The organism is Sorangium sp. So ce296 (assembly GCF_051529605.1).
Lineage (GTDB): Bacteria > Myxococcota_A > Polyangia > Polyangiales > Polyangiaceae > Sorangium > Sorangium cellulosum_D.
Map to the genome: position 1 here is coordinate 465,809 of NZ_CP150325.1, position 13,167 is coordinate 478,975.

At 70.7% G+C, this 13,167-nt stretch carries 7 protein-coding genes; all 7 read right to left on the minus strand.

Annotation, left to right across the window (positions count from 1 at the left end; genetic code table 11):
• Positions 1–104 precede the first annotated feature (104 nt).
• Complete coding sequence (gene tagF, locus WME98_RS01860; protein WP_437331866.1) at positions 105–1,124, minus strand: type VI secretion system-associated protein TagF; 1,020 nt, start codon at positions 1,122–1,124, stop codon at positions 105–107.
• Between the two features lie 517 nt (positions 1,125–1,641).
• Positions 1,642–5,358: a type VI secretion system membrane subunit TssM gene (gene tssM / locus WME98_RS01865; RefSeq protein ID WP_437949695.1), complete on the minus strand. Its 3,717-nt coding sequence runs from the start codon at positions 5,356–5,358 to the stop codon at positions 1,642–1,644.
• A gap of 42 nt (positions 5,359–5,400) precedes the next feature.
• Entirely contained in the window at positions 5,401–6,078 is a 678-nt protein-coding gene (locus WME98_RS01870) for a DotU family type IV/VI secretion system protein (RefSeq protein ID WP_020737975.1), read from the minus strand.
• A 34-nt stretch (positions 6,079–6,112) separates the two neighbouring features.
• The gene (gene tssK, locus WME98_RS01875) at positions 6,113–7,432 is read right to left on the minus strand and encodes a type VI secretion system baseplate subunit TssK (RefSeq protein ID WP_437949696.1); all 1,320 of its coding nucleotides are present in this window, start codon (positions 7,430–7,432) and stop codon (positions 6,113–6,115) included.
• A gap of 227 nt (positions 7,433–7,659) precedes the next feature.
• Positions 7,660–8,268, minus strand: a complete 609-nt coding sequence (gene tssJ, locus WME98_RS01880) for a type VI secretion system lipoprotein TssJ (RefSeq protein WP_437949697.1) — start codon at positions 8,266–8,268, stop codon at positions 7,660–7,662.
• Between the two features lie 243 nt (positions 8,269–8,511).
• The gene (tssH, locus tag WME98_RS01885) at positions 8,512–11,211 is read right to left on the minus strand and encodes a type VI secretion system ATPase TssH (RefSeq protein ID WP_437949698.1); all 2,700 of its coding nucleotides are present in this window, start codon (positions 11,209–11,211) and stop codon (positions 8,512–8,514) included.
• A 37-nt stretch (positions 11,212–11,248) separates the two neighbouring features.
• A complete protein-coding gene (locus WME98_RS01890; protein WP_437949699.1) occupies positions 11,249–13,099 on the minus strand; it encodes a transglycosylase SLT domain-containing protein in 1,851 nt (616 codons plus the stop codon).
• Positions 13,100–13,167 lie beyond the last annotated feature (68 nt).

Genomic DNA, 13,167 nt, shown 5'->3' on the forward strand with positions numbered 1-13,167 from the left:
TCAAGACGTCCCGAGCGTGGACGGCGAATCGGCGGGCATCGATGGCGGCGCGCCGGAGCGGCGGCGCACGCGGCGGATCGGGGGTCGTGGGCTCGGGCACGGGCTCAGCCGAGGGCCTCCAGGAAGCTGTCGAGCGACAGGTCGGTGCGGGCGACGAGGGCGTCGAGCTCCGGCCCGAGCGCGTGTCGGGAAACGTGCTCTTCGACCGGCGGGGGTCCGCAGAGGTCGGCGATGTGCTCGGCCTGGGTGGTGGGGGCGATCATCTCGCGGAACGAGCCCACGTGGGGGGGGCCGAGGTGGAGGAGCAGGGTGCGCTGGGGCGTCCAGAACGCGTTCATCAGCGTGCGTCCCCATTTCGACAGGCGGAGGGTCATGTCCATCCACACGGCGGCGGCGTAGGCGTCGCCTGCGCCGAGCGGCAGCCGGAGCGCGAGCCCTGTCCTGGGGAGCTCCTGGCCGCGGAACGGCATCACCGAGTCGAGGATGTTCTGCAGCACCCAGAAGCGGCTCGCGTCGGTGCCGAAGCCTGCGTCCCAGAGCGCCTTCATCGGCTGGGTCTTGAGCCAGGCGCGGTAGGCGGCGTTCGACGCGTCCGGGTCGTCGAGCGACGGCGGCGCGATCTGGGAGACGCGGTGGAGGAAGGCGTCGACGGGCATGGACCGGCCGTTCGTCGCGGCGTCGTGGGCGGCGGCGAGGAGCGGGAACAGCGTGATGGGGAGCGACGGCCCTGCGGCGAGGAGCTGGTCGTAGTCGTACGAGCCGAACACGACGATCGGGTAGAGCCGGCCGGCGTTGTCGCCGCTCGCGGCCCATGCGCCCACGAGCCCGCGGGCGGGCGGCTCGTCGCCCTTCGGGTCGCCGTGGAAGACGAAGAGGCCCAGCGCCGGCTGGTAATACGCATCGAAATGGGGGCCCATGGCGCGCCGGGCGAAATCGATGGACGCGCCCAGCCATCGGTCGAAGGCGGCGAGCTCTTCGCCTCCTGCGTTCAGCCGGATGAAGTCGCCCGTGGCGGGCAGCTTGCCGAAGCAGCCGATCTGCGGCGGAGCGGCTGGGCCCTTCTTGCGGCGCCAGAACATGACGGCCTGGGAGTGAACCACGAACTGCTCACCGAGCGCTACCACCTTCCCGGTTGGTCGTGGTCGCAGCGGGAGCGTGCGGGGAGGGGGCCGCGCGCGCGGGGGGCGGCGGGGCCCCCTCCCGCGAACTCGCGCCTTGTGGTGGCTATGGCCACACGTACGGATCCGCCGAGATCAGGAGCGATTCGCTTCGCCGCGGGCCGGCGCTCGGATTCGCGGGGCCCTACCCCGCCGCCCCCCGCGCGCGCGGCCCCCTCCCCGCACGCTCCGTTCCGGCCGGCAGGCCCAGGACGATCGCGTCAACCCCCGCGCCAGCGATCGCCGACCGCCCCTCTCTTCTCTTCCCCGCCACAAAGAGCCGGCGGGGAGGGGGTGTCGTGCGGGGGGCCGGCGGGGTAGGGCCCCGCGAATCCGAGCGCCGGCCCGCATCGCAGCGCCCACCTCACAGCCCAGCTCCCCCGTCCCCACGGCCATAGCCACCAAAAGGCGCGAGTTCGCGGGAGGGGCCCCCGCCGGCCCCCCGCACGACACCCCCTCCCCGCCGGCTCCGTTGCTGTCCGGATCACCCTTTGCCGAAGCGATCACCGATGCTGGGCGGGCAGTTGGTCGCCCGGAAGAAGCTCGCCGGGAACGGATGGTTCCCGCGGGTCGGCCGGATCTCCATGGTGACGGTCACGGGCGGAGCGGTCATCTGCCAGGTCACCGTGAAGAGCGCGTCGTTGTCTTTCTGGGCGGTCGTGGTCCCGGCCTCGAACAGCCGGAAGATCCCCCAGGGCCCTTCGCGCACGAGCTCTTCGTCGAGCCCGCCTGCGCCGCGCACCTGGATCCTCGCGCCCTTCGCGCCCTCTCCGGGCCAGTTGAAGGTGTGCCAGAACTCCTTCTCGTTGCGATAGAGCCTCTTCTGGCCGTCGACCTCGAAGACCACCTCGCTCACGATGGGGCTGACCGTCTTCATGTTGATGTGGAAGACGACCTTGGGCCCCTCGGCGCCGCCGCCCCCGAAGAGCGCGTCGGTGATCTCGTCCGAGCGCCTCAGGCAGTTGTACAGGTTCGCGTTGAACGGCGTGAACGGCTTCGCCGCCTGCGGCTGCCCCGACAGGTGCGACTTCGGGAAGTACTCGTGCCCGACCTGGTAGTGGAAGCCCTTCAGGTACGTCTCGTAGAAGCCCCAGAGCACGCCGTCCTTCGGCTTGAAGAAGGCCATCGCGTCCTCGAGCGAGGCGTCGCGGGAGGAGGCGAGGTTGAACGGGTACCGGTCCTTGATCTTGTCGCGGTAGTGCGGCCAGACCTCGACCTCCCAGATGCCGCTCGCCGCGCCGCCGGCGCGCCGCACGACCGCCTTGTACGCCTGCCGGAGGGGGTTCATGAGGAGCGGCTCCATCAGCCGCTGCCCGGTCTGGTCCATCGAGAGCAGGAGCGTCTGGGTCTCTTTCACCGCGTCCTGGAACGCCTCCGTCGCCCTCGAGGTGTCCGTGTCCGGCGGCCCGTCCTCGACGACGCTCATCTCCCCGGCGAGCCGCTCGAGGTGGCCGACGTACTGGCCCAGCTTGGGCGGAGGCGGCGGGGGCTGCCCTTCCTCCGCCGGCGCCGCCGGCACCCCGAAGCCCGCCATCGACTCGAACTTGTCGGGCACCGGGTCGTAGTGCTCGCGCCCGCCCTGCCCCGGGAGCATCGAGCCGATCTGCACGTTCGTCCGCCGCTCGACCCGCTGCGCGAACATGTCCTTGGCCCTGTCGATGATGCCGCCGTCCGCGGTGAGCACGTTCGGCTTCTCCACCGGGAACTGCGTCTCGTCGTGGAGCCGCTGGAGCAGCCGCCGGTAGGGCCAGTCGGGCGTGGAGAGGACCCGGAACTCGTGGATCGCGTCCCGGTTCGTCTTCGGGATGTCGACCTGGATGTCGCGGAAGAACGCCTCCCACTGCGCGATGTACGCGTTGTCGTAGTCCTGCCGGACGCGGTCGAGCTCCTTCTGGATCTGGTCGCCGCTCCGCTTCTCGTCGTTCGACAGCGGGAGCACCCAGAGCTCGCGCTCGAGCTTCTTCCTCCCCTCCTTGAGCGACTCGAGCACCTGCGCGTGCCCCTTGGCCGTGTAGGGCCCCTCCACCTTGAACCAGGGCCCGCCCCGGTTCTTCTGCGCGCTGTGGATGACGGTCAGCACCTCGGGCCGGTCCGCGAACATCTCGTCCAGGGACACCGGCGGGTACTTCAGGTTCTCCGGCGTGTTCGGCCCCGACTCGTCGTACTTCTGGTCGATCAGGCTCGTCACGAACTGGTCGTAGTAGCGCTTCGTCGGGTCGACCCGCAGGAGATCGGCCCGCGCCCTCGCGATGAGCGGATCGTTCAGCTCCTCGGCCTCGAGCTTGTTGCGCCTCACGAGGTCGATGTAATAGGCGACGTGCGGCGTGAGCCGCTCCTTGAGGTCGCTCTCGGGCATGTCGGTGAACGGCTTCAGGATGTCGGCCCAGACCTGGACCAGCCGGCCGGTCTGCCACCGCGCCGCCTGCTCATCCATGTGTTCCTGGAAGCCCTTGCCGAGCAGGAGGTAGCTGCGCAGGGCGTTGTAGCCGTCCAGGAACTCCCCGTCGCGCACCCGCTCGAGCTTCGCCTCGAGCTGCGCCTTCGCCGGGCCGACGAACCCCTGCTTCAGGCTCTTGATGTACTGCCCCATCGTCGGGGGGAAGAGCTTGTCGCCCTGGAACATGAACCAGCCGTGGTCGAGGGGCGTGTTCTCGACGTACTGATCGAGCTTCCCCACGTGCCCCTGCAGCCGGTCGAGCTTGTCGATGTTCGCGGGCACGTTCGGCGGGGCGCCGCTCCGCCCGGACCAGTCCACGAACGCGATCTCGTCCGAGATGCGCCTCGTCTCGGCGACGAGCGCCTTGTTGTTGAAGTACGAGATCACCGCCGGGAGCAGGAACAGGAGGGCGACGAACGCCGCCACCGCCGCCACCAGGATCCGCTGCAAGCGGCGCCGCCGGAGCTCGGCCTCGCTGCGCGCCGCGAGATCCTGATCGGGGAAGACGACGTTCGTGAAGACGTCGTGCAGGAAGAAGCTCTTCGACTCCTTCGGGAGCGCCGCCTCCTCCTCGCCCTCGCCGAGCGCCGCGCGCAGCCCGAACGCCCGACCCATCGCCCCGACCACGCGATCGAGCGGCCGCCCCTCCTGGACGCCGCTCGTGAAGTAGAACCCGCGCAGGATCGGCGCGGGGGCCGCGCCGGCCCCGGGCGCGAACGCCGCCGCGATGAAGTCCGAGAGGTTGCGCTTCACCGCCGCGAACTCGAGCGGGAACTGGTAGGCCTTCTCCTTCACGTCGCGGCTCCGCTCGCCGATGAGCCGCTTCGTCAGGCGGGCGTGGAGCCGCTCGATGAGCACGTCGAACTCGCGATCGAAGATCTTGCCGGGCTCGGACTTGCCCTCGTCGAGCCGCACGGTGGCGCCCCAGGCCTGGGCGCGCTCGCTCTTCTTCAGGTCGCCGAAGTACTCGGTGAAGCCCGCCACGAGATCGGTTTTCGTGAAGAGCACGTAGACCGGCAGGGTCATGTGCAGCGTCCGCTGCATCTCGTCGATGCGCGCGCGGATCTTCTTGCCGGTCTGGTCGATCTGGTCGTCGCTCGCGTCGAGCAGCTCGCTCATGCTCACCGCGACGATGACGCCGTTGAGCGGCTTGTGCTCGCGGTACTGGAGCAGGAGCTCGAGGAACGCCATCCACTCGTCGTGGTCGTCGCTCTCGGTCGTGTACCGGCCGGCGGTGTCGAGGAGGATCGCCTCGTTCGTGAACCACCACTCGCAGTTGCGGGTGCCGCCGACGCCGCGCACGCCGGTGCGCTCCGGGTCGATGTACGGGAACACGAGCCCCGAGTGGCGGAGCGCGGTGGTCTTGCCGGCGCCGGGCGGGCCGACCATCACGTACCAGGGCAGGACGTACAGCGCGTCGGCGCCCCGCCGGCCGCCGCCGAGCTTCGAGGCCTTCAGCGCGGCGATGCCCTCCTGCATCTGCCGGCTCAGCTCCTGGATCTCGGCGCGCCGCTCCGGCTTCGCGTTGATCACCTGCTCCTGCGCCTGCTGCGCGATCGCCTTCTCGAGCGCCCGCGCGGCGCGCGCCGCCCGGATCCGCCGGTAGATCGCGAGCCCCGCCAGCAGCAAGAGGACGGCCGCCGTCGCCGCGATCGGGATCTCGATCGGCAGCACCTCGGCCCCCTCCCCTCCCGCGGGGCGCAGCATGAACCATACTCCCCACACGGCGGCGAGGAACAGGGCGCTCAGGATCCACAGCCACATCGGAAGTCTCCCTCGGGAACAACAGAGGACGGGCGGAGTCGCCTAGGTCCCTGTGCTGATCAGCTTCTTGATCTGGTCGGCCACGCCCTCCGCGTCCGAGGCCACGACGAGCCGGAGCACGATGACCACGAGGACGGCCAGCACGAGCAGGCCGAGCGCGATCGCCAGGTAGGGCAGCTCGCGGCGCACCGCGCCGGCGCCCCCGTCCTTGCGCTCCGCGTTCGGCGCGAGGACGTCCCCGCCGCCCTCGGCGACGGCGACGTAGTTGCCCACACCCTCGATGACCGCGCCGAGGCCCTCCTGCTGCCGGAGACGATATTTCCCCTGGAAGCCGAGGGCCAAGCACAGGAAGTAGATTTGCGCGACGTGGTTTCTGCCGCGCTGGCCGTAGAGGTTGTCGAGGTTCGTGAAGAACCCGTCGCCGGCCGTGTTCAGCTGGAAGAACTGGAACTGCAGCGGGTTCTGGAGCCACTGCGTCCTGCCGGGCCAGTTCGAGTTGAAGATCACCTCGTCGGCGAAGGCCGCGAGCGCGAACTTCGCGTCGATCATGTCCTGCTCGGGGATGCGGGCCTCCCGCCCGTTCTGCATCATCGTGTCGAACAGGCCGAGGACGCGCCGCTGGAGGATGTCCGGCGCCGGCAGGTCGCGCGAGTTCCTGAGCTGCAGGATCAGCGACAGCACGTCGGAGCAAACAAAGTACATCGTCTGCGAGAGGCTCATGGGCTCCTCACCCGGATGGGGCGGCCAGGCACGATCACTTCCCCGTCGGGACCCCGATCAGCCGGAGGTCGACCTTCTGCGGTTCGATAGGCTGGTAGATGGCGATCGTGCCAGAGCCGAGGATGTCGTTCCAGTAATCGCCGGACTGGTTGACGCGGAGGTAGACGAGCCCCGGCTTGACCGGGATCGCGCCCGGCGGCCGGTACTCGATGGCGACGTTCACGCCGGGCGTCGCGGAGTGCAGGATGTGCCCGATCTGCGTCCACGAGCCGATCTTGAGCAGGCGCGGGAGCCGCTCGCGCAGCGTGGCCTCGTCCGTGCCCTTCGCCTCGAGGAACATCTCGTGGGTGCGCGGCACCTTCGGGTCATCGAACCTGCCGAGGTACATGCCGTCCTCGCGCTTCTCGAGCGGCACGATGATGAACTGGTCCGTGACGACCCCGCTGATGAGCGCGACCGCCCGATCGAACATCGGGTCGAGGACGCCCTCCAGGTCGAGGTAGTTGAACTTGGGGATCGTCGTCGGGTCGCTGTCGGCCGCCGAGAAGGTGCAGAGCTCGCCGATGAGCGAGCCGATGACGACGAAGCACTGCTCCGGGTGCGCGCGGCCGTGGTCGACGAGGTGCGACACGACCGGGATGTACGAGTTCAGGGTGTGGAGCAGCCAGAACTTCGTGAGGTCGGAGGCCTGGAAGTCGACCGACGCCGCGGTGCGCATGCGCCGCCCCTCGACGAGCGACTTCTGCTTGCCGACCAGCGCCGACAGCACCCGCCGGAGGCCGGACATGATGTGGTCGGACGAGTTGATGCGGAGGACCGACGGGATGAAGCTCTTCCGGAGGACGATCGCGCCGGAGCGGTCGCGGGTGAGCTGCGCGATGCGCACGGTCTGGTACGCGTCGCGCGGCTCGGTGCCGAAGATGAGCCGCAGGTTGGTGCGGGCCCAGGTGACCGACGTGTCGTTGCGCCCGGAGTTCACGTCCGGGACCGTCGCCTGGGACGCCACGAACCGCTGGGCCGGCCCCGCCTTCGCCGGGTCGAGGCTGATGTTCGCCGCGGTCTCGCGCAGGTTCGGGATGCCGAGGTAGACGTCGAGCTCCTGCAGCGCGGCCGGGAAGGCGCCCTCGAGCGGCCGCGCCTCGACCTGGTCCTCGCCGCGATCGCCGATGAAGAACGGCGTCCCGTCGGGGAAGACGCCGTGGCACTTGACCACCTTGAACTGCCCGGCCGAGAGCGCCCGCTCGTCGAACTGCGCGGACGTGATGCCCCAGTCGTAGCCCACGACCGCGTGGAGGCGCGCGTGGAGCAGCGTCTCGTGGTAGACGTCCGACTGCTGCAGATGCTGAGGGGTCATGAAGAGCCCCTCGGTCCAGACAGGCTTACGCGGGTGGATCATGTCGCCCGTCCAGTCTTATCAGATGTGCCGCGCAGCGCGGCGCGAAAGCTGGCCGCGCGCGTGGCGCCGCGACGCCGGACCGCGCGCGTCGCGCCATCACGCCGCGCCGCGCGCGCCGCGCCGCTCGCCGCTCCCGCGAGCGATCGAGCACCGCATCGAGGACGACCGGGGCGCACCATGGGCCGCTACCGCCTCGGCGCGGACGGCGCCTCCGGCGCGGCCGCCTTCTTCGGCAGGTTGAGCCGCCGCACGGCGGTCGCGTTGGGGAACATCGACTCGTCCATCTCGACCCCGTTGTCGATCTTTGTCGAGTCGATGAAGAACGCGACCCGCGGGTCGGCCACGGGCGGCCCCGCGTCGCTCTCGCGCCCGCCGCACTGGGCCTCTCCGGGCGGCAGCGGGAACTCGTAGAACGTCTTCCAGCTGCTCCCCTTCGGGCTGTGGAACAGGGCGGCGCCGACGAGGTGGCTCGCGTCCGGCAGGCGCTCGAATTTCACCTCGACGAGGTCGTTCGGGAAGACCTCGACCTCGTCGACCTTGGCGAGGTCGTCCTCGAGCGTCTCCTTGTCCCGGAGCAGGATCTGATCGTACGTCGCGTTCTCCATGCGCGCGCTGCTCTTCAGCTGGTAGAGCCGCACGACGACGGGCCGCGGGTTGCCGTTCTCGTTGGGGTTGATGTTGTCGGACGCGTAGATCGACAGCGTCACGATCTGGACGTCGCACGGCTCGGGGGCGGCGGGCGGCGGCGCGGGGGACGTGCAGCCCGCCACCGCGGCGGGCAGGCCGGCGAACACGGCGGCGAGCGTCGCCGCCGCGACCAGAGCGGCGGCCCTCCCCGGTGCCGCCCCGCGGAGGAGCGACGCCGGCCCGGGTCGAGGCGCCGGCCTGCGCGGCGGGCCCTCCCCCGCGGGGGAGGGCGAACGCGGCTCCCCGAGCCACATCGAACGCTGTAGGAGCTTGGCGAACGCGACCATGCTCCGCCCAATTTATGCGGAGTCTCACGGCCCGTACAACTTTCGGTGCGCGGGTGCGGTCGATTAGTCCGAGAACGACACCGTGAAGTTCTTCTCGGCGTCGACCCCGATCTGGAGCCGCTTCGGGAGCGGGCCCTCCGCCATCTTCTCGAGGACGGCGACCGAGAGCTGCGGCAGGAGCGACGCCCGGAGGATGTGATCGATGTTGCGCGCGCCCGTGTCGACCTCGGTGCAGCGCGCGGCGATCGTGTCGACGAGCGCGTCCGAGTACGACGCCTCGATCCGCTGGCTCTTGCGCAGGCGATCGACGAGCGCGTCCAGCTTGAGCCGCGTGATCTCGCCGAGCGCGTCGGGCGAGATCGGCAGGTACGGCACCGTCGTCATGCGGGCGAGCAGCGCCGGCTTGAAGTGCGCCGAGAGCGTCGGCTTGATCGCCTCGACCACCTCCTTGATGAACTCGCCGTCGGCGTCGAGCCGCCGCGCCGGGTCCTCTTCGCGCGCGGCGATCGTCATGTTCGTGATCTTGTCGGTCGCGAGGTTGCTCGTCAGGATGATGACCGTGTTCTTGAAGTCGACGAGCCGCCCCTCGCCGTCGCTCAGCATGCCCTTGTCGAACACCTGGTAGAACAGGTTCAGCACGTCGGGATCGGCCTTCTCGACCTCGTCGAGGAGCACGACCGTGTAGGGCCGCTGGCGCACGGCCTCGGTGAGCATGCCGCCCTCGCCGTAGCCGACGTAGCCGGGCGGCGAGCCGATGAGCCGGGAGACCGTGTGCTTCTCCTGGAACTCGGACATGTTGATGACGGTCATCATCCGCTCGCCGCCGAACATGAGGTCGGCGATGCCGAGCGCGGTCTCGGTCTTGCCGACGCCGCTCGGCCCGACGAGCAGGAACACGCCCTGCGGCGTGCTCAGCGGCTTCAGGCCCGCGCGCGCGCTCCGGAGCTCCTTCGAGATGGTCACGATGCCGTGCGTCTGCCCCTTGATCCGCCGGGTCAGCCGGTCCTCCATCTCGAGGAGCGCCTTCACGTCGTCCTGGACCATCTTGCCGACGGGGATGCCCGTCCACGCCGCCACGACGCTCGCCACCATGGCCTCGTCGACGTCCGGCCGGATCAGCGGCACCTCGCCCTGGCTCTGCTTGAGCTCGTCGAGGGCCTTCACCACCTCGCGGCGGGCGGCGTCGCGCTCCTCGTTCGACTTCGCCTCGTCCATCTTCTTGCGGGCGTCGATGACCTTCTGCGTGCCGGCCGTCTCCTTCGCGTAGGCGGCGCGCACCTCCTCGAGCTCGGCCTTCGCCTTGGCGAGGCGGTCCTTGAGCTCGGCGACCCGCTCGGCGTCGATGTGCACGCCCTTGTCCCGATCGCGCTCGAGCGCCTTGAGCTCGGTCTCGGTGTTCACGATGAGGATCTCGGCGTCCTCGACCGCGGCGGGGCGCTGCTGCAGCGCGACCTTCACCCGCGCCGCGCACGTGTCGAGCAGGTCGACCGCCTTGTCCGGCAGCTGCCTGCCGGTCAGGTAGCGCGCCGAGAGCCGCACGGCGGCGGTCACCGCCTCGTCCTGGATGATGACGTTGTGGGCCTGCTCGAACTTCGGCCGGAGCCCGCGGAGCATCACGACGGCGGCCGGCTCGCTCGGCTCGTCGACCTTGACGGGCTGGAAGCGCCGCTCCAGCGCCGCGTCCTTCTCGAAGTACTTCTTGTACTCGCTCCACGTCGTGGCCGCGATCGTGCGGAGCTCGCCGCGGGCGAGCGCCGGCTTGAGCAGGTTGGCCGCGTCGCCGCCGCCCTGCTGGCCGCCCGCGCCGATGAGCGTGTGCGCCTCGTCGATGAAGAGGATGATCGGCTTCGGCGACCCCTTCACCTCGGCGATCACCTGCTTCATGCGGTTCTCGAACTCGCCCTTCACGCCGGCGCCCGCCTGGAGCAGGCCCATGTCGAGCCCGAGGATGTCGACCCCTTGCAGGAGCGGCGGCACCTTCGGGTTCTCCGGCGTGCTCTCGACGATGAGCAGCGCGAGCCCCTCGACGAGCGCCGTCTTGCCGACGCCCGCGTCGCCGACGATGATCGGGTTATTCTTGCGGCGCCGCGCGAGGATGTCGATGACCTGCCGGATCTCCCGCTCGCGGCCGAAGATCGGATCGATCTGCCCCGCGCGCGCCTTGCCGGTGTAGTCGACGCAGAACTTCGCCAGGGCCGAGTCGGGCCCGGCGCTCGCCATGCCGGCCGGCAGCTTCCCCGCCCCGGGCGCGCCCGCGGACGCCGCGGCGGCCTCGGCCTCCTCCTTCGAGCCGGAGACGATCTTGGAGAGATTGGTCTTGAGATCGTCTTTCGAGATGCCCTCGAGGTAAGCGCCGATGCCGCTCACCGAGTACCGGGTCGGCTGCTGGACGAGGCGCTGGAAGAGCACGCCGCTCCGCACCCGCTGGTAGCCATACTCCATGGATCCGACGAGATAGGCGTCCTGCATCCACTCGAGCATCGTCGGAGAGAGCACCGGCCTGCCGGCGTTGCCCTTCCTCAGCTCCTCCAGGCTGCGCTGGAGCGCGGCGCGGAGGTGCGACGGGTCGAGATCATAGTGGGATACGAGAAACGCGATGTCGGAGTTCGCGTCGTCGAGCAGCGCGAGGAGCAGGTGCTCGAGCGTGACCTCGTAGTGGCGCGCGTTGACACACTGGCCAATCGCCGCCTCGAGGGCTGAAGTGCAGTTCTTGGTGAGTCGCTTGACGATGGCCTTGGTGTCGACGAGCTGCATGCGAGGCATGCTAACCGAGGCGCGCCCTCGTCCGAAAGCGCCGTCGTCAGCCGCGCCCCTTGGGCTTCTTCTCCGCGGCCTCCGGGGCGCGGCCCTCGCCCCCGCCGGCCTCTCCGCGCTCCCGCGCGGCCGGCCTCGCCCCGCCGCGGGCCGCCTCGACGCGCGGCGCGGCGCCCCGCGACGCCGCCGCCCCGTCTTGGGCCCGCTCGTCCTTCGCCTGCGCGACGGCCGCCTCGCTCGAGGCGACGCGGTCCACCATGTCGGGCCGTATCCGCAGCTTTAGCAGGGCGCCGACGCGGAGCTTCTGGTCCGCGTCAATCCCGTTATCGCGCGCGACGTCCTCGACGTCGATGACGAATTGCCGCGCCACGCCGATCAGCGTATCGCCGGGCCCGACGCGGTAGAGCATCACCTCGCGCGCAGCTCGCCCCGCGCGCGCGGTCCGCGATCGCGCCGGGGCATACGCCGCGTCGTCGTCGTCGGACGGGCTCTCCGCGCCGCCGTCGAGCGAGGCCACCGGGTCGCGCATCGAGCGCCGCTTGCCGCTCGCGGGCCGGTCGTCGCCGTCCGCCGGGTCCGCCGCCCGCCGCCGCGCGGGCTTCGGGAGCAGCGAGAGCAGGCTCTCGTCGTCGAGGCTCCTCCGCCGCGGCGCGAAGTCGCGCCCGCCGAGCAGGTCGACCGGATCGAGGATCGACGCGTCGTCCGTCGCGAGCTGCTCCGCGGAGAGCATCGCGGGCAGGGCCGCCTGCGCCCGCGCCAGCGTGTCCGACGGGATCATCACGATGAAGTCCCCCCGGCCGGGCGGCACGCGGTCCCCGAGGATGTCGGGGTTCAGCGACCGCAGCGTCGACGTCGCGACGCCCGCGGCCTTCGCCAGGGTCTTGAGCGGCGTCCCCGGGGGCGCCGCGATCTCGGCGGCGTCGAGCGGCCGGCTCACCTCGACCTGATCGAACCCGAACCGCTCCAGGTTGTTCGCCACGATCGCCGCCGCCCCGATCTTCGGCACGTAGGCGGCCGTCTCCGAGGGGATCGCCTGCTGGCGCGCCAGCTCGTTGAAGTCGGACGTGCCGTACCGATCGATGCGGTCGAGCAGCTGCTCGTAGCCCATGTTGTAGGCCGCGAGCGCGAGATCCCAGCTGCCGAAGCGCATGTAGAGATCGCGCAGGTGGTGGGCCGCGGCCTGCGTGGCGAGGCGCGGGTTCTTGCGCTGGTCGAGGTGCCGCGTCTGCTGCAGCCCGTACACCTCCCCCGTGGCGGGCATGAACTGCCAGAGCCCGACGGCGCCCGCCGGCGACTTCGCCCGCGAGTCGAAGCCGCTCTCGATCATGGCGACCCAGATGAGATCCTCCGGCAGCCGCCGATCGCGGAGCTCGGCCTGGACCATCTCCTGGTAGCGCCCGCTCCGCTTCAGCCACGTCTCGAACATCCCCCGGCCGCGGTCGGTCCGCGTGAAGAAGCGGACGTACTTCAGGGTGCGGCGCGACACGGAGAGCCGGAGGTCCGGCAGCTGCAGCTTCGAGAGCGCCTCGGCGCCGGGCGCGTCGAGGTCGTCCGCGTCGTCGGCGTAGCTGCCCTCGGCGGAGAACGCGCGCGGCGGCCGCGAGAAGCTCGGCCGATCCACCTCGCAGGACGCGCCCTCCCGCGCGTCGCGCCCCGCGGCGTCGCGCAGCCGGAGCAGCTCCCGCGACTCGCTCCCCGGCGGCAGCGCCGGCGCGTCGACCCCGCGCGCCGGCGGCGCGTCGACCCCGCGCACCGGCGCGGCGGCGAGCGCCGCGACCGGCGCCCCGGCCCGCGCTCCGCCCAGCTGGTAGGTCGACACCGCCGAGTGGACCGACGAGATCGCCGACTGGGGCGCCGCCATCCCGACCCCGTAGCCAAACGCCAGGGCGGAGACCATGGGAGGGATCTTATGGACGAGGCTCATGTGTGGTTTAAGGTCGCACCATGTAGGCAAGCCCGTCAAGA

What these genes read in the sequence shown, in the direction of transcription:
- tssM (WP_437949695.1), bottom strand. Translation starts at nt 5,358, where the DNA reads ATGTGGCTGTGGATCCTGAGCGCCCTGTTCCTCGCCGCCGTGTGGGGA.
- WME98_RS01870 (WP_020737975.1), bottom strand. Translation starts at nt 6,078, where the DNA reads ATGAGCCTCTCGCAGACGATGTACTTTGTTTGCTCCGACGTGCTGTCG.
- tssK (WP_437949696.1), bottom strand. Translation starts at nt 7,432, where the DNA reads ATGACCCCTCAGCATCTGCAGCAGTCGGACGTCTACCACGAGACGCTG.
- tssH (WP_437949698.1), bottom strand. Translation starts at nt 11,211, where the DNA reads ATGCCTCGCATGCAGCTCGTCGACACCAAGGCCATCGTCAAGCGACTC.
- WME98_RS01890 (WP_437949699.1), bottom strand. Translation starts at nt 13,099, where the DNA reads ATGGTCTCCGCCCTGGCGTTTGGCTACGGGGTCGGGATGGCGGCGCCC.